The organism is Aridibaculum aurantiacum, assembly GCF_017355875.1.
GTDB classification, from domain to species: domain Bacteria; phylum Bacteroidota; class Bacteroidia; order Chitinophagales; family Chitinophagaceae; genus Segetibacter; species Segetibacter aurantiacus.
In genome coordinates, this window is record NZ_JAFEWC010000001.1 from 461359 (window position 1) to 488047 (window position 26689).

A 26689-nucleotide genomic window follows, 5' to 3' on the forward strand; every position below is an offset into this window, starting at 1 on the left:
ACTAAGGTGGCGAAGCTGTGTCAATCGGGATAAAATAAAAAGAAAATAAATGTTCAAGAAATGCTTTCCTTACGTAATAATCTGGTGCATAGCTATATCCTTGTTTTCATGTACACCGGCCAGGCATCAAAACTATTTTAGTTCCTATGGTATTGATAGTAGTCATACCTATATACATCAAAGTTTTGAAGTGCCAATACAAGTTGGAGACGTGTTGGCCATAACCGTTTCGGCCTTGAATCCTACTTCTGCTACTCCCTATAATCTTCCCTTAGGAAATAAAGGAATTACAGTAGAGCAGGACGGAAGAATTGTTTATCCGCAATTAGGACTTTTGCGTGTTGCCGGTTTAACCAGGAGCCAGGTGAGAGATCTTATGGTATCTAGGTTAAGAACCTATTTAACAGAGCCTGTGGTAACAGTAGACTTCGTAAATTTTAAAGTTACTGTTCTCGGGGAGGTAAATGCTCAAGGTGTTATTAACGTGCCTGATGGAAAGATCAATATCCTTGAAGCAATTGCCAGATCAGGAGATTTAACCATTTATGGGAAACGTTTCCCTGTTACGGTGGTGAGAGAAACGAATGGTAGACGAGAGTTCGGTTATGTTAACCTTCTTTCAAATTCTATTTTCTCTTCTCCTTATTATCGTCTACAGCAAAATGATATAGTGTATGTGCAGGCCGATGAAAGAAAACCTACTGTAGATGATCAAATTTCTGCGAGAAGGTTCACAACAGTAACATCTGTACTCGCCATATTAAGTACATTGACTCTCCTTGTCTTAAATTTAATAAGAAACTAATATGAGTTCAGCCAGTAATCCAGGCTCTAAAAGTGGAGGAAGCTCTACTGTGAAAGACGTTGTTTTGAAGTACCTGAGTTATTATCCACTATTTATTATCATACTGGGTTTATCATTCAGCACTGCCTATATATACATACGGTACCAGGTACCAATGTTTTCTTCATCCATTTCAGTACTATTCACCGATGTATCTAATAAAGGTGGTAGAGATGTAGAAGGAACTTTAGATGACGTTATAACCCTAAAGAAGAAACTGAGCCTCGCAGGGGAGATTGAGCTATTGAAGACAAAGACCTTAATGAGCCGGGTGGTAAAAAAGCTTGACCTGAACCTACAGTATTACAGAATTGGCCAGGTTAAAAAAACTGAGCTGTATAAGTCATCACCTATAAGGGCTGAAGTACTTTCAGTAAAGGATAGTAGTGCCGGAAGTGATATTCAGTTTGTAAGGCAGGGACAAAAATTATTTACAATTGAAGGAGAAAAGAGAAAACCTGTTGATTTATCCAGGCCCGTACAAGCAGGTAATGTTACTTATAAGGTTTATGCAAACATTGATGATCTAACGGAAAATAACATTTATGGGATCAATTGGCAACCTATTATCAATGTTGCAGCTCATTATGCAGGTTCATTAAATATTCATCAGCCAATCAGGGATGCAAATATTCTCCAAATTTCCATTGCTACAGAAGATCCTCAAAAAGGTGTTGATATATTAAACCAACTAGTACCTGAGTATAATGCATCAAATTTAGAAAAGAAGAACAGGGTAATTGATAACACATTAGATTTTATTGATGAAAGGTTATCATTATTAAGTGGTGAATTGGGAAAGGTAGAAAGTGGGCTACAACAATACCGTCAGGCCAATGAAATCACTGATGTAGATAAGCAAAGTTCAGCTGGCATCAGCGAGGTGTCTCAAACATTTAACCAGCTGCAGGATGCTGATGTAAAATTGCAAGTGATTGATATGGTAAGGGAAAGTGTAGGAAATCCTTCCAGGAGTTTTAGCACTGCCCCTACATTAGGTATTAATGATCCTACTCTACTGAGTATGGTTCAACAATACAATGGCTTACAAGTACAGCGAGAAGAACTTCTAAAGACTATGCCTGCTGCGAACCCTGCAGTAAGATCAGCAGAAGGACAAATTGAAAAGCTAAGGGGTGGAATCCTTGAGAACCTAAATAATATTAAGAACTCTACAAGTCAACAACGAAACAGGCTTCGATCGGAATATGACATGTACAGGTCCCGCTTAAGAGCAGTACCAAGGCAGGAGAGGCAATTACTAGAGATCAACAGGCAAGCAAGTGTTAAAGAAAATTTGTTTAAGTTCCTCTTACAAAAAAGAGAAGAAGCTGCCATCACCAGGGCTTCTGTTACAGAAGCTTCTGCACCTTTAGATCCTGCGGTAGCGTCCTGGGCTCCAATAAGTCCAGATAAATCGAAAACCTATAGAATGGCAATTATCATAGGAATATTAATACCTATTGGTCTGATTTATCTTAAAGAACTACTTAATGATAAAGTAATCACACAAAAAGATATTTCTTCTGTAACGGCTGCACCTATAATAGGTGAGATAATGAATAATCCTGATAATTCTGTACGCAAAATTGTTGTAGGATATGATGATCGGACAGTACTTGCCGAACAGTTCAGGATGCTTAGAACAAATATTCCATTCCTTGTTAGAGGAAACGATAAAAAGATCATCTTATTTACTTCTTCTAATGCTGGTGAAGGAAAAACTTTCTGCTCATTAAATTTGGCTGCTGCTTTAGCAGTGGCGGGTAAAAAAACCGTTTTAGTAGAAATGGATCTACGGAAGCCGAAAGTTGCAGAGTCTTTAGGTATACCAAGTTCCTTGCCTGGGATAACACATTATATTGCTGGTCAAGCTTCACTTAAAGAATTACCTATTCCGTATAATGATTTACCTAATTTATTCATAGTTTCCGCTGGTGCCATTCCACCAAATCCTTCTGAGATATTAGTAGATGAAAGGATTGGAGAAATGCTAGGATACCTGGAGGAAAAATTTGATTTTGTAATAATTGACTCGGCTCCTATTGGGTTGGTAAGTGATGCAAAAATCGTTGCAGATCATGTTGATGTTGCTATCTATGTAGTAAGGCAAAGAACAACACATAAAAAATCAATAAGGTTGGTTAATGAGATATACCAGGATAAAGTTTTCAAAAATTTGTGTGTGTTGGTGAATGACGTAAAATCTTCTGGTGCAAGTTCTTATTATGGCTATAATCGAGGGACTTACGGCTATGGATATGCGTATGGTGCAGAACCTAAAAGGAATATGTGGCAGAAAATGAAAAATACAGTAGGTTTTTGATTTTGTTTACGAGATACAACTAATCTAATGAAAGAATAGTCATTGCTTCGGACACTTGTTTAGCTTCTAGATTTTTTTCCAATCCTTTGCAAAAAATTAATCCTTTAAATTCTATTGCATCCATGCAACTAAAGACACTGGCATATAAGTATAATAAGTTGATGCAGAAGGCTTCAGTCAACTTTAATATAAATATAAATGGGCATAATTTTAAAATCCCACTTATTGAAGATATAGGATTTAGCAATTTGTATCTGAAAGATGATTGGTTTCTTCAGATCATAAAGAAATTAAACCTGGATCCTGATACTGATATTATCGATGTAGGTGTTAATGTTGGTCAATCACTACTTCACTTCAAAAGTATTTTGCCTAATAGATATTGGGGTTTTGAACCAAATCCTAATTGTTTGCATTACCTGGATAATTTAAAGAAGCTCAACCAGTTCGAGCACGTTACAATATTCCCGGTAGGATTGTCTTCTCATAATGGAATAGTAGGTTTTTATAGTGATAATGAAAGTGATTCGTGTGCTACCATTGTAAGCGATTTAAGACCTGGTTGGTATAAAGCAAAAGAAAAAAAATATGTACCCGTTTTTGCTTTTGATCAATTAGATACGACAGACATAAAAAAGGTATCATTTTTAAAAATAGATGTTGAGGGTGCAGAGCTTGAAGTTATCAAAGGAATGGTGCAAAGAATTCAAGCTGACCAGCCGGTTATACTGTGCGAAATACTAGATTATAATTCTGAAGAAAGTGCTAGTGTTCTCCAGGCCAGGGCAAATGAATTAGTTGCTCTAGTACATAGTTTAAGTTATTCCATTTATAAAATAGATCATCATAGTAAACAGGTTGTTGAATATTCCTTACTTGAAGAAGTTAAGTTGAAAAAGTGGTCTGACGACAGCTTTGATGGTAATGACTACCTATTTGTTCCTTCACATTTTGACGCAAGGTTACTGCAGTAATTAATTATGAATATCAAAAACAACGTACAAGCAGTTGAGCACGATTGGGAAATAACTTCCGCCAATAGCTTATTTGATCTTAAGTTAAAGGATGTTTGGGATTATAGAGATCTGCTTTGGTTATTGGTAAGAAGAGATTTCGTGTCCTTTTACAAGCAGACGATTTTAGGACCTGTTTGGTTCTTTGTTCAGCCTCTGCTTACAACATTGATGTTCACACTGGTTTTTGGTAATCTTGCTGGTATATCAACAGACGGTTTACCTAAGCCACTTTTTTATCTTGCAGGCATTACAGCCTGGAATTATTTTGCTGATTGCCTCACAAAAACCTCCACGGTGTTTAAAGACAATGCAAACATCTTTGGCAAGGTTTATTTTCCGAGGTTAATAATGCCTTTAAGTATAGTTGTAAGCAACCTGGTAAGGTTTGGAGTCCAATTCCTCCTGTTCCTGGTAATCATGTTGTACTACAAAATACAGGGAGTAGAATTTCAAGTTACATGGGTTGTTGCACTTTTTCCAATAGTTGTATTATTAATGGCGGCACAAGGTTTGGGCTTAGGCATGATCATCTCTGCCATGACCACAAAATATAGAGATCTCGCATTTCTTTTAACTTTTGGCGTGCAACTATTGATGTATGCAACCACGGTTATATATCCACTGTCTGAAGTGAAGTTGAAACATCCTGATCTTGCCTGGATAATTGAGGCAAACCCAATGACTGCGGTGATAGAAACTTTTCGTTATGGTTTTTTGGGTGAAGGAACTTTTAGTGCTGCATCTCTTGGCTATACTACACTAGCTACGCTTGTTTTCTTAATTGCAGGTACTGTTATATTTAATAAAGTTGAAAAGTCGTTTGTAGATACAGTTTAATAGAATGAGTAAAATAGCAATCAAAGCTGAGAACATTTCAAAGGCTTACCAGCTTGGAGAAATTGGTACTGGTACTTTATCAAGAGACCTTGAGCGCTGGGTAGCAAAACTGAGAGGTAAAGAAGACCCATTTCTAAAACTTGGGGAGGCGAATGATAGAACTACAAAAGGCACCAGCAATATTGTATGGAGCTTGAAAGACATCAATTTTGAAATTGAGCAAGGTGATGCAGTGGGTATCATTGGAAGAAATGGTGCAGGTAAAAGTACATTGCTAAAATTGCTTAGTCGTGTCACAAGTCCAACCACCGGAAAAATTTCAGGACGAGGTAGAATAGCTAGCTTACTAGAAGTCGGTACCGGTTTTCATCCGGAACTTACCGGTCGGGAAAATATCTACCTGAATGGAGCTATTCTTGGAATGCGCAAAAAAGAGATACAACGGAAATTCGACGAGATCGTTGATTTTTCTGGTGTAGAGAGATATATTGATACTCCGGTAAAACGCTATTCCTCTGGTATGTATGTACGCCTTGCATTTGCAGTAGCAGCACATCTTGAATCTGAAATTTTAATAGTGGATGAAGTACTAGCAGTTGGCGATGCGGATTTTCAAAAAAAATGTCTTGGAAAGATGAATGAAGTTAGTAAAGGAGAAGGGCGCACTGTTTTGTTTGTGAGTCATAATATGGCTTCAATAAAAAATCTTTGTAATACAGGCATCCTGTTGAAAAATGGAAGTATAGTTTCACACGGCTCTATTGATCATGTTGTGGAATTTTATCTTGATAATTTCAAAGGTTTTAATACTATTAATAAAGTTATCATAGATGCTAGTCACCGTATACATGATCATTCTAAGGATGTTGAATTTATAGCCGTAGAGCTATTATTCATGCAAAGAGGCAACTGTATCTCGAAATATGATCCTATCAAAGTTAAAGTTACTATGAAAGGTCATAAGGAAGTGAATTCTTTCAGAGCTGCAATGGGTGTTTATTCAACTGATGATACTTGCGTCGGCTGCGTATTCTCCGAAGATATATTAAATATTCGATCAGGTGAAACAAAAGAGGTGCTGTTACAGTTGAACAATCATCAGCTTGCTAAAGGGCAGTATTATATTGATTTTTCTTTAGGGATAGGTAATGACTCTAGCGGGATTCGTGATTTCGATCATATACATAAGCCTTTGTACTTCGAAGTTGCATTTAGGGATCGAGAACGACAAGAGATGATTCCTTTGTGGATGTCACAATGGGGGAAAATTAACTTTGAAAGTCTTGAACTTTTTGAAATGTAAATGAAACTTTTATATTAGCTAAAATATGAAAAATTATCAAGGGCTAATACTGACGAGTTCTATTTTGAAGGACACTTAAAATAAGATTAACTGCAGCGAAGGTCACAAAAATCATCAAACAATTAATTGAAACCTACTCTTACTATAGCAATACCAACTTATAATCGGCTTGATAAAGTTAAAAGGGCACTTAGTAAACTTCAAAGTCAGATAGGAGATAATGTCTGTGTCAAAATCTTTGATAATGCATCTGCCCCTCCAGTTGCTGAGAACGTCAAAGGTTTTGATAGTCTCGAAATCTTTACTAGCAGCGTCAATGTTGGACTTAGCGGAAACTTTTTACGCTGTTTTGAATACTGTGAAACGGACTGGCTATGGATATTAAGTGATGATGACATTCCGCTGGATAATGCTGTAGAAATTATTCTTGACACCATACAAGCTAATAATAAGGCAGTTTTTATCAATTTCTTTTCTGAGTTGAGCCGTTCCGAACCCTTTCCAAATAGATATGAAACTTGTGTTGGCATCTCACAACTTGTCAGCAGCTTGCGTAGCTTTTCAAATTTACTTCTAATATCTACATCGATATATAAGGCAAGTGAACTAAAAAGTAGCATAAAAGCTGGATATTATTTCTCTACTACCATTGCCCCGCATTTAGCAATTTTATTTGATTATTTAACAGGAAATGAAAATGCAGAAATAGTTTATAGTAACAATAGCATTGTCCATTATCAAGCGCCGACTACAGGTAGCCATTGGAATATTGTTAACCTGAACAAAGGCGTATCAGACTTGGTGCTGCAAATCAGAAATGAAAGCGATAGGAGAAACCTTTTTAAAAAAATACAAGAAGTACATCCATATTATCATTTACCTCCCAAAGAGGTAGTTCGTTATGTGGTTAATTCGCGAGAAGCAAATATACATTTAGTTGTTTCTGATTTTCTTCGAGATCATACGTTCCTGTACTGGGCCAATGGTGGCAGCACTTTTAAATTCTTATTTTTTATAATGAGCAATGTAGTTCTATTGCAACTACTTCAACTTAAGGTAATAAGAAATATCTTGAGAAAGCTGATGAGGAACAAAAACATACATAGAATTCCTATTTATAATCGCTACGAGGCATTAAAAACTGATCTTAGACTTTAAAAATATATTAGTGAGGTTACTAATGATTTCTCATGATGCTGCACGTACGGGTGCGCCTATCGTCCTGTTGCATCACTTAAAGCAGTTCAGGATGAATGGCTACTTTGACTTTGACTGCTTTTTGCTGCGGGATGGAGCTTTAAGATCCGAGTTTGAAGGCTTGTCTGCTACTTACAAATTGGAAGTTCCTGGAGTTGTAGAGAGAATCCGGAACAAGTTTCTGAAGACAATATCTGGTGAACAGAAGGCAGTTGAAAAACTCACGAAACGATACCAGCTAGCGTTTGGAAACACTGCGGTTACATGCAGTTTCCTGAAAGAGATGAAGCTGTTGCAAGGAGCCAAAACTGTATGTCATGTCCATGAATTAGAATATGCCATTAAGCATTTTGTTGGGCAGGAAAGGTTTCGGGATGCTATCCCTTACATCGACCATTTTTTAGCTGCGTCATATGCTGTAAAAGACAACCTGGTTAAGAATTACAAAATACCAGCCTCCAAAGTAACAGTACATTACGAGTACATACCAGTTCCCGCTGATGCAGCTATTGCACCAAAACATGACGTCTTTACCGTGTGTGGCTCCGGCACCTTAGATTGGAGAAAAGGAATAGATATCATGATGCAGGTTGCCTTAGTTCTTAAACACAAAGCAAACACTTCTTTCAAGTTTTTGTGGATAGGAGGAGAAAAAGGGACCATTGAATATGAGCGTGCAAAATTTGACCTGGAAAGAATGGGGCTAACGGACGTATTTGAATTAATAGAGACCTGTACTAATCCACATGATTATATCCGCTCTTGCGATTTGTTTTTTCTGACGTCACGTGAGGATCCATTCCCACTTGTTTGTCTTGAGGCAGCGGCATTAGGGTTACCCATTATGTGCTTTGATAAAGCAGGTGGAATGATTGAATTTGTTAATGAAAATAATGGATGGGTTGTTCCATATTTAGATGTTAATCGTGCTGCTGCTACTCTACTTGAAGTGATGAATGATCGAGCAAACGCGAAAGAAAAAGGAGTGCTAGCACAGAAAGAAGTAAGCCAATATGACATCATTATCGGAGAAAAAAAGTTAAGCAAGTTTTTGCTTAACCTCATGAATGGCCAGCATAGCATGGCACCTAAAAAGGAAGACGCATGTCAGGAAACAATATAAGAACTCTCGCATTTTACCTCCCCCAATATCACCCGATACCGGAGAATGATAAGTGGTGGGGTAAAGGTTTTACTGAATGGACAAACGTGGCGAAAGCTAAACCACTCTTCAAAAATCACGTTCAACCAAGAGTTCCGGCAGATCTTGGATTTTACGATCTGAGACTGGCAGAGTCTCGTGCAGCGCAAGCAGAGCTTGCTAAAGAAAATGGTGTTGATGGTTTTGTATATTATCACTACTGGTTTGGAAACGGTAAGCGTTTACTAGAACGTCCTCTTGATGAGATACTTGATTTAGGAGAACCTGATTTCCCTTTCTGCTTATGCTGGGCTAATCAAACGTGGTCTGGTATATGGTTTGGTGCAGCTGATCAAATTTTGATGAAGCAGGAATATCCTGGTAAAGAAGATACTGCAGCTCACTTTGAATACCTTATTAAAGCTTTTAGAGATCCCAGGTACATTACTGTTGATGGTAAGCCGCTGTTTATGGTATATGACGTTACAGGTTTACCCGATCCTAAACAATTTTCGAAGGAGATAAAAGCAGCCGCAATTGCTGCTGGATTGCCTGGAGTATACCTGATGGCTTCAAACCTTACGGATGATAATTGGGATGTAGCTGCCAATGGATTTGATGGTAAAGTGTCACATGCTTTTAATAAGTCGTTGGTATACCTCAAGTACTATAACAGTTTTATTAAAAAAGTGAAAGCCCGGCTACTGAAGTACTTCAAAAAAGATCTGCATACAGGGCTCAAGGTAGTAGATCATCGCGAACTTGTAGAACACATGGATTATGTGCAGTCGACAGGTGACACTTACCCAGTAGTAGTACCTAATTGGGATAACACACCACGTAGTGGAAAAAGAGGTGTTGTGCTGACTCATTCATCTCCTGAACTCCTGGCAACCCAGGTAGAAAAGAGCATTGATTTTCTCGAAAAAACAAAACAGAAAGAAAATCTCATTTTCATCAAGTCGTGGAATGAATGGGCAGAGGGAAATTATCTTGAGCCAGACATTCTCACCGGGCATAAATATCTTGAAGTATTCAAACGAATCAAGAACAGAAAGCAAACGAAGCCAGCTAAACCTTCTACAGCAGAAATTGATGCCTGATAAATCCCTTGTTTCAGTAATTATACCTTTTTACAATAGCGCCGCTTACTTAAGCGAAGCTATAGAGAGTGTTATTAAACAAGATTATCCATATGTAGAAATCATTCTTGTGGATGATGGTTCCAGCGACAATAGCTCCTCAATTGCCGCAGGATTTGTTTCAGATGGTATTCTTTTAGTAAAGCAACAAAACGCTGGAGCCTCTGCTGCTCGTAATACAGCTTTAAAAAACTGCAAAGGTGATTTTGTAATCTTCCTGGATGCAGATGATATTTTATTGCCGGGAGTTATTACACTTCTTGTAAAAGAGGCTGTGAATTGTGATATGGTCTTTGGAGGGTGGAGCAACTTTTTAAACCAAAGAGACAACATAATAAGTGAAGTCAGTTATGATACTTCTCTTCACCCGCTAACAGCTTTCTTCAAGTATAAGCCTACTATATCAACCGTTCTGATAAGAAGGAGCCAAATTGAAAAACAATGGGATGAAAAGATGAAGGTTTGGGAAGTCACCAAATTCTTCTTTGACATCATCCGAACAGGGGCACGAGTTAAATTTATTGGACCAATAGTAACAAGTATCCGTCAGCATGTTAGTGCCGAACGGATTACAATAAAATACGATCATTTTAATCCTGTAAATACAGCTTTATTTCTTTTACAGTGCAAACAGCAACTGCAAGAAAACGGAATGCTGAATAACGAGGTTGAACTTGTGATTGACCGGGAGCTGGTAGCATACAATCATTTGGCGCTACGCAAAGGAGTTGATAAAGCAACAGTTCGAAATAATTTCCACCCTGTGAACTGGAAGGCCATTAAAAACCAGAATGGGTTTCTGCGAACTCCTATCTACTGGTTTATTTATTACCTGAAAGGGTTTAGAGGCTTGTATGCCTTTCACCAAATTAATAAACTTCTTAACAGAGGATAATGCCAAAAGTTTCAGTTATCATACCGGCTTATAACTGCGCGGAGTTTATAGAGAAGACGCTTGCTTCCGTAGAAGCACAAACCTATCCGCAAAAGGATATTGAGGTCATTATAGTAAATGATGGCTCTACAGATAATACCGCAGACGTTTTAAGGAGATATAGCGACTATACTGTAATACAGATTCCAAATGGTGGGGTAAGTAATGCAAGAAATACAGGTATAGAGGTAGCGACGGGAAAATATATACAGTTTCTTGATAGCGATGATCTTCTTTGCAAGGGAAAAATAGAGGAACAAGTATCTCTTTTGGAAGCTAATAATGCGGACGTTGCTTATGGTTTTTTCGATCGTTTTGAAGAAGTAGGAGGTGATCTAAAAATTGTAGCCACAAGTAAGCCCCAACTTTCCAAAGAACCTGAAATAGATATCTTCAAATCCAATTTTTGGTGTCCTCCTGCTGCACTTTTGTATTCTAAACGAATAGTAGAAAAAGTAGGCGGATTCAAAACATGGTTGCCCGTAGTGGAAGATGCAAGATTCCTTTTGGACGCTTACCTGGTAGGAGGTAAGTTTTTTGGTGTCTCAAAGGTTGTAGCATTATATCGCGTAAACCAGGCGCAATCGCTATCGCAGAGGAGCAGGTTGCAGTTTATAAACTGTAGTTTTCTGAATGCAGTTGATATGAGTAAGATTTGGAAAGATGATAAGAAAAAATTAGCTGCGGTAGTCGATGCAATTCGTTTCTGCATTACAGAGTTTTCTCTTCTCGATTACAAAAAATTTTCTGAGGCTATTGATGTCTTACTAAAGATACAGCCGAAGTATGTTCCCCATACGAGCGGCCCCTTACGTATCTTATCTAAAACAGTAGGATATAAAAAAGCTGAACATTTCGCTCGGTTAAAGAGGAGATTGAATAGATGAAAGTAACTCTTGTAACTGATTATTTCTATCCCAAATCAAAGGGAGGAACAGAGAAATATGTTTATTTACTTGCGTCTTATTTATTAACTGCAGGTTGGGAGGTACAGGTGCTTTCTATAGATAATGAAAAAGAAGCAGGAAGCTACAATGGTATCAATATTACCTACATCAAAGAATACCAGGGTACAGATAAGAATGTTTTTAAAGGCAGGGTGCCACCTGACAATAAAGAAGTTTTCCTTGAACGTTTAAAGCAGTTTAATCCTTCAGTTGTTCATTTTCATACTCTAACATCTAACATCAATCTTTTCCATATACAATGGGCTCGGAAGGCTGGTTATAAAGTAGTCTTTACAACACATATTCCAAGTCATATTTGCCTTCGGGGCGACTTGCTGTATAGAGGGAAGAGAATGTGTGATGGGTATGTAAATATGGTTAAATGCGGTACCTGCCTTGCAGGTAAGAAATCTGCAGGGAAAATAGATTTTTTAAAGCATGCTGCATATAACATACTTCATCCTTCAAGTAGTGTCAAAATCAGGTTACAGGAATTTTCTGTATTTAATAAATATGCACATGCTGTAGTTCCTGTTTCCAAATGGCAGGAAAGAATGTTTTTAAACAATGGCTTTAAGAAGGAAAAGTTGGTTGTTTGCAGGCAAGGGGCTGAGTTACCCATAGGGTTGAAAAGAGCGGGTTCCACAAATACATTGAAGCTAGGATTTGTAGGTAGAATTGAGCCTATCAAAGGTTTAGATCTGCTTGTAGAGGCAATTGAACAGCTGGATCATAAAAACATTGAGCTGCATGTGGCAGCTATACCACAGCTTGGTGAGCACGAAGATTATTATAATAAATTAAAAAATAAGGTCAAGAGTTTTCCAGGATCAACTTGGGTAGAAAGTTTACCCGCTGAGAAACTACCTGCATTTTACCAGTCCCTTACTTACCTGGTTGTTCCATCGCTTTGGCTAGAAACTGGACCATTTGTGGTTTACGAGGCATTAGCAAACCAACTACCTGTTATAGGAACCGATCTTGGAGGTATTAAAGAATTGGTACAGCATGGTAAAAGTGGGTTTCTCTTTCAGCCAAATGTTGAATCATTGGTTGCTACACTTAAAGATGCTGCAGGTAGTGTCCAGGAGATTTCATCTTTTATGGAAAATTACCAAGTGCGTTCTTCTAATGAAATCGGAAAAGAAATGACAGCCTTATATCAAAAACTGTTACAAGAAGCTTAGATGAAGATTGCTATAACTGCCGATCCTGAAATCCCTGTTCCACCAAAATTATATGGAGGTATAGAACGCATCATACACCAACTGTGTAAAGAGTTAGTAACACTGGGTCATGAGGTAACATTATTTGCTCATCGAGAATCTAATGTTCCATGTAGGTTGGTGAAGTACACAGGTACAGACCAGTCAAAAAGTGCGGTACTGAAAAATGGGGTTTTAATAACCAGATACGTTTTTAAAGAAAAGTATGATGTGGTGCATAGCTTTGGAAGGCTTGCTTATCTTTCTATGGTTTTGCCCACGAGAGTAAGGAAAGTGATGAGCTATCAGAGGGAGCCCACAATTTCGCAAATAAAACTTGCTACAAAGCTTTCTCGTAAACACAGTTTATTATTTACAGGATGTAGCGATTACATAGCAAAGCAGATAAGACCTTTTGCGCCCAGCTATTGTGTACATAATTTCGTTGATACAGATTTTTATACTCCCATTTACGAGGTTGCCAACGATGCTCCGTTAGTATTTCTTGGTCGCCTTGAGCAAATCAAAGGCGCACATATAGCCATTGAGGTGGCAAAGAAGGCAGGAAAAAAGTTAGTAATTGCCGGTAATATTCCACCAGAGGCCCAGCATTATTTTAATGAACAAGTTCAGCCGCACATCGATGACAAGCAAATCACTTACATAGGTCCTGTTAATGATGAGCAGAAAAACAGAATGCTTGGTAAGGCATCCGCATTCCTTATGCCAATATTATGGAATGAACCATTCGGTATTGTAATGGCTGAAGCCCTTGCATGCGGTACTCCTGTTATTGGATTTAGCAGAGGATCTGTTCCCGAGGTGGTTTTAGATGGAGTTAATGGTTATCGTTGTTCTTCTATTGATGACATGGTTCATGCCGTATCACAAGTAAAAAATATTTCCCGAAGCTCTGTAAGGGAAGATGCCGAAAAAAGATTTTCGTCAAAAATTATCACAGACGCTTATCTATCCGTCTATCAGAGTTAATACAGTTATTATGAAATGTCTTGTTGCCAATCCTAATATAGCTGCTTATATAAAAGAAAGCGTTCTTGCATATCACGATCATGATATGCTCCGTGCTTTTTATACAACATTCTTCGACCATCCGCAAAATCCTCTTACCAGGACATTAGGTGGTGTCTTCCCCCAGTTGAAAAGGGAATTTGGTAGAAGATCTATAGCAGAACTACCAATAGAATTTATCCGCTCAAAACCATTGAGGGAGTTAATGCGTGTTGTGTCAGCAAGAAAATTAAATCCAGTGCTTACAGATAAAGTTTGGGAATGGAGCGAGCTTTCTTTTGATAGGTGGGTTGCACGTAATCTGCCTGCTGATATTGATCTGGTTCACGTATATGAACATGCTGGTCTTGCTATTTTGGAACGCGCCAAACAGCTAGCTATTACTTCGCTTTACGAACAGCCAAGTCAACATCACCAGATGTTCACCGATATTGTTAATGAGCAGATAAGGCTTTATCCTGAACTGGCGTCCGAGGCTACCACTCTACTTTTTGATGATAATGCGAACAGGCGAAACGAGCGAAGAGACCAGGAATTACAACTGGCAGATTATGTGATTTGCAATTCATCTTTTACAAAAAGATCTCTTGTAAGTGCAGGTGTTTCAGCCGAAAAGATAGTTACTGTACCTTACGGATTTCCACAGGTTGACACAACTGTTGACTTTTCTAAACCTGTGGAGAAACTTATTTTTATGAATGCAGGTACCCAGAACCTGCGAAAGGGAATTCATATTCTTTACCAGGCATGGCAGGAAGCTAACATTCCAGGTACAGAAGCTGAGTTATGGATGATTGGCTCGAATAGCTTACCCAATTCTGTAAAAGCAGGTCTTCCTGAAAGTATCAAGTTCTTTCCGAACATACCAAGGGTGGAATTAATGGATAAATACAAACAGGCACATGTATTCATTCTTCCAACATTAGCGGATGGTTTTGGTATGGTGATTTCTGAAGCGATGTCTAGAGGAGTGCCGGTAATCACAACTTATAATTCTGGTGGACCAGACATAATAGAACATGAAAAAGAAGGCCTGCTGATTAATCACAATGATAAAGAAGCTATCATCCAGTCTCTTAAGTGGTGTGTGTCAAACAAGCACAAACTATTGGAAATGGGTAAAGCTGCTTACGATAAAGCAGCATCCTATTCATGGCTTGATTTCAGAAAACGACTAATTGCTGAAGTCAAACATAAAACGGCGGTACCTGCATAATGAAGAAGATCTGCCTGATCACGCCGGGTCATATTTCATCCAATCCAAGGCTAGTGAAGGAAGCTGAATACTTTCAGCAACAAGGGTATCATGTACACCTTGTTTTTACACAATACCTGGAGTACTTGCAAAAGGAGGATGAGAAGATCATAAAGGCCAATAGGTTCAGTTATTCTGTTCTGGATTGGACTGGTAAAACCAAAACTTCTGGTATAAGAAGACTTGCTTCTGGTTTGCTTCAGAAAATTGCATTTAAAGCAGTAGTTGTAAAAAGAGGGACAGTAGGCTCTGCTCATTTTGTGTCACTGAACCGCAATTATCATTGGCAGAAACAGCAGGCTAGCAAAGTAAAAGCTGATTTATATATAGCGCACAACTTAGGCGCCTTGCCAGTTGCAGTTGCCGCCGCCAAGGTCAATCGTGCAAAATGTGGGTTTGATGCAGAAGATTTGCACACTCATGAGGTTTCAAATGACTCTACTCATCCAGATGTAGTATTGAAAAAATCTGTAGAAGAGGCCCTGCTTCCAGAACTTACTTACATGATTGCAGCTAGTCCTCTTATTGCTGATAACTACCAGCAGTATCGCAAGAACAAGATTGACACTGTACTTAATGTTTTCCCCCGGTTAGAATTTACACCTGCTGAAATCAGTCCTGAAGAACCATTGAAGTTGTTCTGGTTCAGTCAAACCATTGGTCCTGGTCGTGGACTCGAAGAAGTTATTGGGGCATTAAATGAACTTCATGATAAAAATATTGAGATGCATCTTCTAGGAGCGCTTAGCTCTGAAGATGAAACTTATTTCAATAGGTTAGCTGTTGAAAAGGTGCGGGAAAGAATACATTATTATCCTCCTATCTCGCCTGATGAGGTACTTCCGTTTTCAACAAACTTCCACGTTGGGCTGGCCGCGGAAACTGGATTTCCATTGAACAGGGACCTTTGCCTGACTAACAAGATCTTCACGTATATCCAAGGCGGGTTAGCTATTCTTGCCAGTGATACGAAAGCTCAACAGCTATTTCTCCATCAGCATCCTAATTTAGGGTTTATCTACAAGAGGGGTGATAAAGCTGGAATTATAGATGCACTCGCAACCTATTGCCATGATAAAAGCATCTTATCTACGCATCGTAAAAATGCTTACTCACTGGGGCAAAATGAATTAAACTGGGAGTTAGAAACTACGATTTATGAAACCCAGATATTGCCATCTGTGCTAGGCGCATAATATCAACCCAAATTGGCTTTGAAGAAAATTATTATTGTAGCTCCACATTTCCCTCCATCTAACCTTGCAGCCGTGCATAGAAGTAGGCTTTTTGCACAGCATCTACCTCAATTTGGATGGGAGCCTATTATTGTTACTGTTGATCCAGACTTTTACGAGGAAGAAAAAGATCCTTATTTGGCAGAGACTTTACCAACCAATCTTCGTGTTGAGAAAGTTGGTGCATTACCTGTAAAACCTGTTCGTTTGGTAGGTGACATTGGAATAAGAGGTTTTTACCAGATGTACAAACGTATAGTCTCAATCATCAAGAAAGAGCAAATCGAATTTCTCTATATACCCATTCCTTCACATTTTGCAGCGCTCTTAGGTCGTCTTGTTTATGCCCGAACAAAAGTTCCATATGGCATTGATTATATTGACCCTTGGGTGAATACATGGCCTGGTACTGAAATAAAGTATAGTAAGCATTGGTGGAGTATGAAAATGGCGGATTGGCTTGAGCCGATAGCTGTAAAGAATGCTTCACTTATTACTGGAGTTGCACCTGGATATTATTCTGCGGTTCTGGATAGAAACCCACATCTTAAGCAGCAAAGCGTTACAGCCGCCATGCCTTATGGGGGCGAAAGGTCTGATCATGCTTATATAAAAGAGAAGAAGATAAAGCCTTATCTTTTTGAGAAATCGAGTAGTAAGATTGATTTGGTTTATGCTGGAGCCATGTTGCCCAAAGCGTTCGGTCCATTAGAGCAGGTGCTTGAACAACTAAAGCTGCATCAAGCTGATTTCTCTAATGTAAGATTTCACTTTATTGGTACAGGCAAAAGTCCTAATGATCCTAATGGTTATAATATCAAGCCGATAGCAGAAAAGTTTGGCCTTTTTGGTGATTTGGTCTTTGAATATCCAAAGCGTATTCCTTACCTGGATGTGCTGGCACATCTTGAAGCTGCCGATGGGGCGTTCATTTTAGGCAGCACAGAGGCTCATTACACTCCTTCCAAGGTTTATCAATCAGTTCTAAGTGGAAAGCCAATATTGGCTGTCCTTCACCAGGATAGTACAGCTTCTAAAGTTATAGAGGCAACTAATTCAGGATTGGCATTAACTTTCGCCGGTGAAAATGACCTTGCAACCATCGGAAGTCAGTTTGCAAGCAAGCTTAGCCAATACCTGGAGCTGATAAAGACATTTGATTCCGCTCAGGTAGACCTTCAAGCCTTTGATGAATTTTCTGCAAGAAATGTTACCAGGATCCTGGTTGAAGCGTTGGAGAAAGTAGCAGAAGGAGGAGCAAGATAATGAAGAAGAAGCTTGCTATTATTGTTACGCACCCGATCCAGTATTATGCGCCGGTGTTTCAGTTACTTGCCGAGCGTGGTTTGATAGATATAAAGGTCTTTTATACATGGGGGGAGGGAGCCAAAGCCAAATTTGATCCAGACTTTAAGCGCGCTGTAGATTGGGATATCCCACTTCTGGATGGGTATAAGTATGAATTCGTTGCCAATTCATCTAAAGATCCAGGATCTCATAGCTTTTTTGGTATTAAAAACCCAAAGATTATTGATGCTATAGAAACGTATTCTCCGGATGCAATATTAGTATATGGTTGGGCATACCACAGTCACCTAAAGATCATGAGACACTTTAGGTGTAAATGCCACCTGATGTTTAGAGGTGATTCTAATTTACTTGAAGGAGGTAGCACTATCAAACGCTTTCTTCGTCAGCGCTTTCTTTCGTGGGTGTACAGCTCCATAACTACCGCTTTGTATGTCGGCAGCCAGAATAAGAGATACTTCAAATATTGTGGTCTAGATGAGCAAAGGTTAGTATTTGCTCCACATTCTACAGATAATAACCGATTTGGGGCACCAAGGGAAGAGGAAGCCAAAATTTTAAGATCGAAATTGGGTATTGAGGAAGAAGCCATAGTGATACTTTTTGCAGGTAAATTTCAGCAGATAAAGAATGTTTCAATATTACTTGAGGCCTTTATTAAAGCTAATGTGGCTGGTTGTCATTTACTTTTGGTTGGAAATGGAGAACTAGAGGAAGAACTGAAAAAGACCAGCAATAACCGGCACAATGTTCACTTTCTGGAATTTCAGAACCAGAGCTACCTTCCAGTTATATACCAGGCTGCTGATATATTTTGCCTGCCATCCCTACATGAAACATGGGGTTTAGCAGTGAATGAAGCTATGGCCGCCGGCAATGCTATTTTAGCGTCCCGCACAATTGGATGCGCAGTAGATTTGGTGGAAGAAGGTGGAAATGGTTATGTCTTTGATCCAACTTCTGTTTCAGATCTTCAGGATAATATGGAGAAGCTATGTGCAGATAGAATCAAGCTTATGAAAATGAAAGTTCGTGGAAAGGAACTAATCAGAAATTGGTCTTTTGAGAAACAGGTTGAGGCCATTGAAGCGTGTGTAATAGACCATGAATAAAATTTTTGTTATACTCAAGCTCATTGCTCCGTGGCTCATAGCTGAGTTACTTTCAATGGACGCTATATTATCTTACTACATTGCGTGGTTAGGTTCCATCTATGTCTTTTGGATTTGTTGGGTTCATGAAAAAGAAAAGTTTAGTGGCAGCGTTTCATCAATTGAAAGAGTGATGCGTCCTATTTTTTTATTGCATTTCATTTTTGCGGCTTTCATGTGCCTTACTTCGATCTTTTATTTTCTAGATCATTGCGGGTATTACAACTTTGAACAATTAGTAAAAGGATTCAAGCCCAACTCTGAAACTTTCCTCATAGCTAAGTGTCAACGATTGTCGCTGTTGGCTCATATAGCCTTAGTAGTTGGTATTTTATTATTGGTAGATAACAAGATTGAAGATAAGATCAAGGACGATTTCAATGTTAAAAGAGATCCCTCTAATTTGATAATCAAGTTATGTATCGGAATATATGTGGCATCCATTGCCACTAAATTTGTTCCTGCCATCAATCAGTTTTCAATTGGTCTCACAATGATGGCTCTTATTCTGTCCGCTGCACTTTTGATTGATGGCATAGTAAGTCGCGATACAAGAACTTCTTCTATTGGGGGAGGATTGTTTTTCCTATTCTTCATTGCTGCCACTCTTTCAGGTTATAAAGAAAACATTCTTAATTGTTTCATCATATTAGGTTGTATAGCTTATCCATATTATAAGCGGTTAATAAACATAATTGCTGTTCCTTTATTTGTGCTGTTATTCTATGTGCTTCCAACATATGCTACTGTAATGCGAGAAAGCAACTGGTCGGGTAATTTATCAGCTGCGGAGGCGAGGGATCTTGCTATACAGCAAATATTAGAAGGGGATAAAGTAGCTGAAACTAATTGGGAATTCTTGACAGATCGACTTTCGGAAATTGGAATGTTCACTCAATTTGTTAAGAAAACTCCTGAAAACATTGGATACTATGGTTTAGAAATTGTTCAGCAGTCAGTATTAGCAATAATACCAAGGGCATTTTGGCCTGGAAAACCAAATATGGAAGAAGTGTCAATGGAGCGGGTTCTAAAAGCAGAAGTGGTTGACGAAACATCTGCGGTTTCCGCTAAAACCCGTCCTGTGGTAGATGCTTATTTAAGCTTGGGAACTTTTGGTGTCGCCTTCTTTTTCTTGATACTTGGAGCTATTTGTCAGTGGCTAAATAATCAAAGTGAGCTTTTATTTGGAGGCTACAAGTTTGGATGCGTAGTCGTCTTCAATGGTATCTTTCACACTTTGTGGCGAGGAAACAACTTTGAGTTTATGATCCCGAATATCTTCTGGGGTTTTATCCTTGTACTACTTCTTCATTATGTTTTAAAACGAATGCAAATTCTTGTTCCCGTAAATGAAATTACTCCAGATTAACGCCTCTTATAAACCCGCTTATGTTTACGGTGGACCGACTATATCTGTTTCTACATTGTGTGAACATTTGTCTGAAGCAGGAGTTGCATTAGATGTAGTTACAACAAATGCAAACGGTGAAAGTAATCTTGATGTTAGTAATGGGAAGAAAGTGGACGTTAATTCTGTGAACGTCATATACTTCCACCGGCTTACAAAAGATCATTCGCATTTTACACCAGCTCTATATAAGCATCTTTATAATGAATTGAAGAATTATCAGTTGGTACATATCCATGCGTGGTGGAATTTTGTTTCGGTCGGAGCTGCTTTTGTTTGCAAGTTGAAAAGGAGAACATTTATTCTATCACCACGAGGAACGCTTAGCAATTACTCATTTTTTAATAGAACCTCGCTGCCAAAGCGCCTGTTTCATCAACTGGTGGGTAAATGGCTGTTGAAGCGGGCGATTTTCCAGGTAAGTTCGAAAAAAGAAGAGCAGGATATTTTACGTCTGTTCCCCAAAGCAAAGACGCATGTAATACCAAATTTTATAGAATTACCTAAACCTGGTGAAACCATAAGACTGATAAATACGTCTGATGAGTTTAAGTTGATCTTCTTTTCGCGAATTGAACAAAAGAAGGGGCTTGAGTTTTTACTTGCTGCGCTGGAACACTTAGATTTTAAATATACACTTGATATATACGGTGAGGGTGAACCAGGTTATGTGGAAGAAGTAAAAAAGGTGGTGCCGGAAGCAGCAAAAGATAAAGTTTACTTCAAAGGACCTTTTTATGGTTCGCAGAAGTTTCAGTTACTGGCAAACTATGATTTGATGGTTTTGCCTTCCTATGAAGAGAACTTTGCTAATGTAGTTATAGAAACCCTTTCTGTAGGTACGCCAGTGCTTCTGACAGCTAATATTGGTTTGTCTGATTATGTTGTAGCTAAAAACTTTGGCTGGTTGTGCGATCAAGATCCAGTTGATATTAGGACGAAGATCCAGTTGATCTATAGAGATGTGGAATCACGCAGGCGAATAGGAGAAGAGGCTCCCAAAGCAATAGAAAGAGATTTTTCTAAAGGAGCCTTGCTTTCTAAATATTTACGATTTTATGAAGAACGAATTCAATCAGGAAGTGAACAATAGCTTACCCTATCATACACCCGTATCAGTTATTATATTAACTTTTAACGAGGAAAAGAACATTGTTGATTGCCTTGAGAGTGTAAAAGATTTTACCGATGATATAATAGTAGTGGATTCTGGCTCTACAGATGATACACTAATGCTTGTTGAACGCTATACATCCAACATCTATCACCATCCTTTTGAAAACTACTCAAAGCAACGCAACTGGGCCATTGATAATGTAGATCTGAAGTATGATTGGATAATGAACATTGATGCTGATCACAGGCTAACAAAAGAGTTCAAATCGGAATTAGCAGGCAAGTTCAGAGCAGGTATAAGACCAGGAATCGTAGGTTTCATGGCATCGAGAATCGGTTTGTTTATGAATGGCTACATACGTCACGGAGGTAATTACCCGGTTTATCATGGAGTGGTTTTTAAGAAGGGGTTTGGCCAATGTGAAGACAAACTGTATGACCAACACTTTCTCATTAATGGTGAGACTGAAAAATTAAATGGAGACATTGTTGACATAATTACAGACTCAATAGACACGTTTACCTTTAGACACAATAAATGGGCGACACTTGAAGCCCGTGATGTAATGCAATTAATGGTTGATGCAGATAAACGCATTAAACCCAATAAAAAAGGTAACCTAATGGAGCGTAGAAGGTACCAGAGGATGAAGTATTATAGCTATCCTATTTTTCTTCGCGTCTTTGTATATTTCTTTTATAGATTTATATTGAAGGGCGGGTTTAGAGATGGGAAACCAGGCTTGATCTTCCACGTCTTACAAGGTTTCTGGTTCAGATTTTTGGTTGATGCAAAAATTTATGAAGCACGCATGGCGGCGGCGAAAGAATTGAAAAAAAAGAAGGAACTTGAACTAAACTGATTTATAATGCAGCAGACAGTTGTACAAACACCTATTAGGGCAACCGTTGAATTCTCTCTTTATGATAATTCCTGGTACAAGCCAGGTGGTACCATCAAAAGAGCAATATGGTTTATTATAAACATTGTGTTCTTTAATAACAAGTTTGCTGTTTTTTCTCCATTAAAGGTGGCCTTGTTAAGGCTATTCGGTGCATCAGTGGGCAAAGGTGTGGTTATCAAACCTTCAGTGAACATAAAGTATCCATGGATGCTAAGCATTGGTGATCACTGCTGGATTGGTGAAAACGTTTGGATAGATAATGTTGCTCAAGTTGTTATAGGAAGAAACGTTTGTATATCCCAAGGAGCATATATTCTTTGTGGTAATCATGATTTTACTACAGTTGGTTTCGATCTTATAGTTAAGCCTATAACCCTGGAGGATGGGGTTTGGATAGGAGCCAGGTCTACCGTTTGTCCAGGGGTAACTTGTAAAAGTCATTCTATTCTTACTGTTCAGTCGGTGGCTACAAAAAACCTGAATGATTACACAATCTACCAGGGCATTCCGGCTGTTGCTGTCAAGTCCAGAATAATCAGGTAAATGCAACCTATACTCCATGTAAATTGTCTTATAGTAGAAGCATCTACTCTATGAAAATTGCCAGAAGATTTTTCTACTCATCCTGGGTAGTTTTTCTGGAATTAGTAATAACAATATTTATGAAAGCTTCAATCTCCAATATTCTCAAAGACCTTAATCGTAAATCAAAAGTTTACATAGAAACAGGTTATGAGAGTATCGATCATTACAGTATGTTATAACAGCGCGGCAACAATTGCAGACACCATCAGGTCTGTTAGTAAGCAAAAATATCCTGATATTGAACACATTATTATTGATGGAGTTTCAACTGATGGAACATTAGACATCATTAAAAACAGCAGTTTCACGGGTACACTTGTATCTGAAAATGATAATGGGCTGTATGATGCAATGAATAAAGGCATCAAGATGGCTACAGGAGACGTAGTGGGGATTTTAAATTCTGACGACTTTTATCCCGATGAAAATGTGATCACTGATGTTGTAAAGCATCTAATAGAACAGGATTGTGATGCTGTCTATGCTGACCTTGACTTCATCAACATGTCAAAACCTAAAAAGATCGTCCGTAAATGGCGCTCCGGTCAGTATAGGTACGAAAAGTTTAACTTCGGCTGGATGCCACCTCACCCTACTTTCTTTGTGAAGAGGGAAGTTTATGAAAAATACGGGTTGTTTAATACAGGCTTGAAAAGTGCAGCAGATTACGAGCTGATATTAAGATTTTTGTATGTGAACAAAGTGAAGGCGGAGTATCTTCCAAGAGTATTGGTGCACATGAGAGCTGGTGGGGTGAGTAACAGAAGTTTCTCCAATAGGCTAAAAGCTCACCTGGAAGATTACAAGGCTTGGCGGATAAATGGCGGTAGTCCGCATTGGTATACAATGGTTCTCAAACCACTGCGAAAAGTTTTTCAATATATGTAATTAAAGATCCGCGGAAGCGGATTTTTTTATTTTAATCGACAACTTGAGGAAAAGATATTTCATCATATTGTTGTTCTAAATTCAGCCAATTAAGCAAATCGTGTATGTGTAGAATAGCCGGACTTATTAGTAAAAAAGAAAATGTGCAGGAGCGGCTGCTTCGAATGACAGGTGCAATGGCTCATGGTGGTCCGGATGATAATGGAATATATTTTGATAACAATCTTCATGTAGCATTAGGGCACAGACGTTTATCTATTATAGATCTTTCGCCTTTAGGTCATCAGCCTATGGAGGACCCTACTATAGGTTTCCAGATAAGCTTCAATGGCGAAATATATAATTATAAGGAATTACGCGCTGAGCTTATACAGATGGGATATTCCTTTAAATCCCATTCAGACACAGAAGTTCTTCTAAAAGGGTACCATGCATGGGGGCCAGCTATGCTGCCCAGGTTGAAAGGTATGTTTGCTTTTTTGCTTCTTGATAATAATAAAAAGCAACTTTTAGCTGCACGAGATCATGCAGGTATCAAGCCTCTTTATTACGGCACTCACGACGGCGATATGTATTTCAGTTCAGAAGTGCGTGGACTGGAAGCGGCAGTGCCAAATTGGAAAGAAGATCCAAACTGGCCTATCAGGTTTCTCACTTTTGGCTTTATACCAGAACCATACAGCACTTTAGAGGGCGTTTTTCATCTGCCGAAGGGCAGTTACATGCTTTATGACCTGGAGGCCGGTTCATATACAATCGAAACTTTTATTTCCTTTCCATTTACTTCTGATATAACCAATCTTGATGATGCCGTATCATTAACAAGGTCTGCAGTTCTTGATTCAGTTGAAAGGCACCTGGTTGCCGATGTTCCGGTAGGAATTTTTCTTAGCGGAGGTGTAGACTCCAGCATTCTCACTTTTGCATGCCGCAAATACAACAAGGAGCAGATCAAGACACTTTCCATTTACTTTGATGACGAAAAATATTCAGAGAAGTATTACCAGGACCTGGTTATTCAAAAAACCGGTGTATCTCATCAATCATTTTTAGTTACTCAACAAGATTTTGAAGATAGTTTGCCTGACATTTTCCGAGCCATGGATCAACCATCCATTGATGGCATTAATACTTATTTTATTACCCGCTATGCTCTCCACTATGGTTTAAAGGTGGTGCTTAGCGGTTTGGGTGCTGATGAACTGTTTGGCGGGTACCAGGCGTTTAACAATAGCCGGTATAGTAAGCTTAAGAAGATGAGGATGGCAGCTAAAGTAGCTGGAGCCTTTATGGGTAATTATCCTGCAAAGAAGCTCCAGTATATGCGCAATAATGATCCTCTTGAAGAGTACCTTTTCAACAGGGGAGTCTTTGTTCCGTCAGATGTTGGCCGAATGGTTGATCTGCCAGTTAGTAAAGTGAAAGAAGTTATTTATAATGATACATTAGGCACTTATCAAAACCTGGATGCAGGGAATAGGGTAAGCATGTTGGAACAAAATGTATATATGCAAAACATGCTGCTGCGCGACAGCGACATATACAGTATGTGGCACAGCATTGAGTTGAGGGTGCCTTTCCTTGATGTAGATGTGATAAAGGCTGCACATTCTATTGCACCTTCAGTTAAATTCAATGAACACCAAAAAAAGCATTTGCTTATAAAGGCATTCCAGCAAGAGTTGCCTGAGGAAGTTTGGAAGCGTCCAAAGATGGGCTTTACCTTTCCATTTGATCAATGGTTTAAAAAATCATCCTATTTACAACAGGCAGAGTCTTCGACTCCATCGTTAGAGCCAGCTCGTCGGGAATTTGATGCAGGTAAGTATAACTGGTCGCGCTACTGGGGCCAATTTGTTACTGCTGAATTCCAGAAGTAGTCCTAGCGTTTCTACTTTTTACAGAGATGAAAGTTGTTTATTTCCACCGCAGAAACCCCTATAAGTATGTAAGTATTGAGGCTTATTTTGAAAACGTAAGGCAGCATCTGCCGCCAGGTATTAAGCCTATTGTAGCTGAATCAAAGTATTATAGTAATGGCTTTTTCAAGCGACTGTATAATGTCTTTGAAGCAGCTTTCAGGCAAGGGGAGGTAAATCATATTACAGGTGATGTTCACTTTCTTGCATTGATGATGCAGAAAAGAAAAACCATTCTAACCATTCACGATATTGGATTTTTAGATCACCCTTCTCCACTCGTTCGTAAAGTCCTTGAAATTTTTTGGGTAAAGTGGCCGGTAAAAAGATCAGGAATAGTAACCGCTGTTAGTGAAACTACACGCCAGGCTATTATAGAAAATACTAAGTGCGACCCAGCGAAAGTGGTGGTGGTGCCTACTTGTATTGGTAATCATTTTACAAGAGTAAAGAAGCAGTTTAATAAAGAGAAGCCTGTTATCTTACAAATAGGTACGGTGGCCAATAAAAACTGCATTCGTATGGCAAGAGCCTTAGAAGGAATAAATTGTAAACTTAGTATTGTAGGACAGCCAGGTGTGGAGTATCTTGATGTTCTAAAGGAATGTAATATTGATTTTTCGGTGTCTTCTCATCTTTCGGATAATGAAATGTTTGAGAAGTACGTAGAATGTGATCTGCTACTCTTTGCATCTACCCTTGAAGGTTTTGGAATGCCTATTATTGAAGCAAATACAGTAGGTAGGGTAGTAGTAACGAGCAATATTTCATCCATGCCAGAAGTGGCAAATGATGCTGCTTGTTTAGTAGATCCTTATGATGTAGCTTCAATACGTGAAGGTGTTCTGAAGGTTATAAACGATGATAGCTTCAGGGAAAGCCTGGTTGAGAAAGGATATAAAAATGCGCTTCGATATAATGTAAAGGTAGTAGCTGAACAATATGTTTCTTTGTATAAGAAAGTTATTCAGCAGTAATAGTATATCAACTGCTTC

23 protein-coding genes are annotated in these 26689 nt (G+C 38.7%); all 23 read left to right on the top strand.

The features are described 5' to 3' along the window. Positions 1-190: 190 nt before the first annotated feature. The 23 genes from J4N22_RS01955 (at position 191) to J4N22_RS02065 (ending at position 26671) form a co-directional block, all read left to right on the top strand. Positions 191-805, top strand: a complete 615-nt coding sequence (locus J4N22_RS01955) for a polysaccharide biosynthesis/export family protein (RefSeq protein ID WP_207492025.1) — start codon at positions 191-193, stop codon at positions 803-805. 310 nt (positions 806-1115) lie between these two features. Next, complete coding sequence (locus J4N22_RS20190; RefSeq protein WP_207492026.1) at positions 1116-3170, top strand: polysaccharide biosynthesis tyrosine autokinase; 2055 nt, start codon at positions 1116-1118, stop codon at positions 3168-3170. A 122-nt stretch (positions 3171-3292) separates the two neighbouring features. Then, entirely contained in the window at positions 3293-4144 is an 852-nt protein-coding gene (locus J4N22_RS01965) for an FkbM family methyltransferase (protein ID WP_207492027.1), read from the top strand. Between the two features lie 6 nt (positions 4145-4150). Continuing rightward, complete coding sequence (locus J4N22_RS01970; protein ID WP_207492028.1) at positions 4151-5023, top strand: ABC transporter permease; 873 nt, start codon at positions 4151-4153, stop codon at positions 5021-5023. A 4-nt stretch (positions 5024-5027) separates the two neighbouring features. Beyond that, positions 5028-6326: an ABC transporter ATP-binding protein gene (locus tag J4N22_RS01975; RefSeq protein ID WP_207492029.1), complete on the top strand. Its 1299-nt coding sequence runs from the start codon at positions 5028-5030 to the stop codon at positions 6324-6326. Positions 6327-6452: 126 nt separating this feature from the next. Then, positions 6453-7484, top strand: coding sequence for a glycosyltransferase family 2 protein (locus tag J4N22_RS01980; RefSeq protein ID WP_207492030.1), 1032 nt, complete (start codon positions 6453-6455; stop codon positions 7482-7484). Positions 7485-7494: 10 nt separating this feature from the next. Beyond that, positions 7495-8646 (top strand): glycosyltransferase, encoded by a 1152-nt coding sequence (locus J4N22_RS20045; protein ID WP_207492031.1) that lies wholly within the window; start codon positions 7495-7497, stop codon positions 8644-8646. Continuing rightward, positions 8628-9767, top strand: a complete 1140-nt coding sequence (locus J4N22_RS01990) for a glycosyltransferase WbsX family protein (RefSeq protein ID WP_207492032.1) — start codon at positions 8628-8630, stop codon at positions 9765-9767. Before J4N22_RS20045 ends, J4N22_RS01990 begins: the two co-directional genes overlap by 19 nt. Next, positions 9760-10701 (top strand): glycosyltransferase family A protein, encoded by a 942-nt coding sequence (locus tag J4N22_RS01995; RefSeq protein WP_207492033.1) that lies wholly within the window; start codon positions 9760-9762, stop codon positions 10699-10701. Before J4N22_RS01990 ends, J4N22_RS01995 begins: the two co-directional genes overlap by 8 nt. After that, positions 10701-11627, top strand: coding sequence for a glycosyltransferase (locus tag J4N22_RS02000; RefSeq protein ID WP_207492034.1), 927 nt, complete (start codon positions 10701-10703; stop codon positions 11625-11627). The genes J4N22_RS01995 and J4N22_RS02000 overlap by 1 nt, the downstream gene beginning before the upstream one ends. Further along, on the top strand, positions 11624-12874 hold the full coding sequence (locus tag J4N22_RS02005; protein ID WP_207492035.1) for a glycosyltransferase: 1251 nt from the start codon (positions 11624-11626) through the stop codon (positions 12872-12874). The genes J4N22_RS02000 and J4N22_RS02005 overlap by 4 nt, the downstream gene beginning before the upstream one ends. Beyond that, entirely contained in the window at positions 12875-13882 is a 1008-nt protein-coding gene (locus tag J4N22_RS02010; protein WP_207492036.1) for a glycosyltransferase, read from the top strand. A 10-nt stretch (positions 13883-13892) separates the two neighbouring features. Next, positions 13893-15137, top strand: a complete 1245-nt coding sequence (locus J4N22_RS02015; protein ID WP_207492037.1) for a glycosyltransferase family 4 protein — start codon at positions 13893-13895, stop codon at positions 15135-15137. Between the two features lie 53 nt (positions 15138-15190). After that, positions 15191-16372, top strand: a complete 1182-nt coding sequence (locus tag J4N22_RS02020; RefSeq protein ID WP_207492038.1) for a glycosyltransferase family protein — start codon at positions 15191-15193, stop codon at positions 16370-16372. A gap of 18 nt (positions 16373-16390) precedes the next feature. Next, the gene (locus J4N22_RS02025; protein ID WP_207492039.1) at positions 16391-17677 is read left to right on the top strand and encodes a glycosyltransferase family protein; all 1287 of its coding nucleotides are present in this window, start codon (positions 16391-16393) and stop codon (positions 17675-17677) included. Next, positions 17677-18831 (top strand): glycosyltransferase family 4 protein, encoded by a 1155-nt coding sequence (locus J4N22_RS02030; protein ID WP_207492040.1) that lies wholly within the window; start codon positions 17677-17679, stop codon positions 18829-18831. Before J4N22_RS02025 ends, J4N22_RS02030 begins: the two co-directional genes overlap by 1 nt. Then, positions 18824-20242, top strand: coding sequence for an exosortase Y-associated Wzy-like protein (locus J4N22_RS02035; protein WP_207492041.1), 1419 nt, complete (start codon positions 18824-18826; stop codon positions 20240-20242). The genes J4N22_RS02030 and J4N22_RS02035 overlap by 8 nt, the downstream gene beginning before the upstream one ends. Continuing rightward, positions 20223-21374: an XrtY-associated glycosyltransferase XYAG1 gene (locus J4N22_RS02040; protein ID WP_207492042.1), complete on the top strand. Its 1152-nt coding sequence runs from the start codon at positions 20223-20225 to the stop codon at positions 21372-21374. The genes J4N22_RS02035 and J4N22_RS02040 overlap by 20 nt, the downstream gene beginning before the upstream one ends. Beyond that, positions 21340-22260 carry a glycosyltransferase family 2 protein gene (locus J4N22_RS02045; protein ID WP_207492043.1) on the top strand — a complete coding sequence of 307 codons (921 nt, stop codon included), beginning with the start codon at positions 21340-21342 and terminating at the stop codon, positions 22258-22260. Before J4N22_RS02040 ends, J4N22_RS02045 begins: the two co-directional genes overlap by 35 nt. A 6-nt stretch (positions 22261-22266) precedes the next feature. Next, positions 22267-22845 carry a WcaF family extracellular polysaccharide biosynthesis acetyltransferase gene (locus tag J4N22_RS02050; RefSeq protein ID WP_207492044.1) on the top strand — a complete coding sequence of 193 codons (579 nt, stop codon included), beginning with the start codon at positions 22267-22269 and terminating at the stop codon, positions 22843-22845. A 189-nt stretch (positions 22846-23034) separates the two neighbouring features. Next, on the top strand, positions 23035-23775 hold the full coding sequence (locus J4N22_RS02055; RefSeq protein ID WP_207492045.1) for a glycosyltransferase family 2 protein: 741 nt from the start codon (positions 23035-23037) through the stop codon (positions 23773-23775). A 104-nt stretch (positions 23776-23879) separates the two neighbouring features. Beyond that, on the top strand, positions 23880-25655 hold the full coding sequence (gene asnB, locus J4N22_RS02060) for an asparagine synthase (glutamine-hydrolyzing) (protein ID WP_207492046.1): 1776 nt from the start codon (positions 23880-23882) through the stop codon (positions 25653-25655). A 26-nt stretch (positions 25656-25681) separates the two neighbouring features. Beyond that, positions 25682-26671 carry a glycosyltransferase family 4 protein gene (locus tag J4N22_RS02065; RefSeq protein WP_207492047.1) on the top strand — a complete coding sequence of 330 codons (990 nt, stop codon included), beginning with the start codon at positions 25682-25684 and terminating at the stop codon, positions 26669-26671. Positions 26672-26689: the final 18 nt, after the last annotated feature.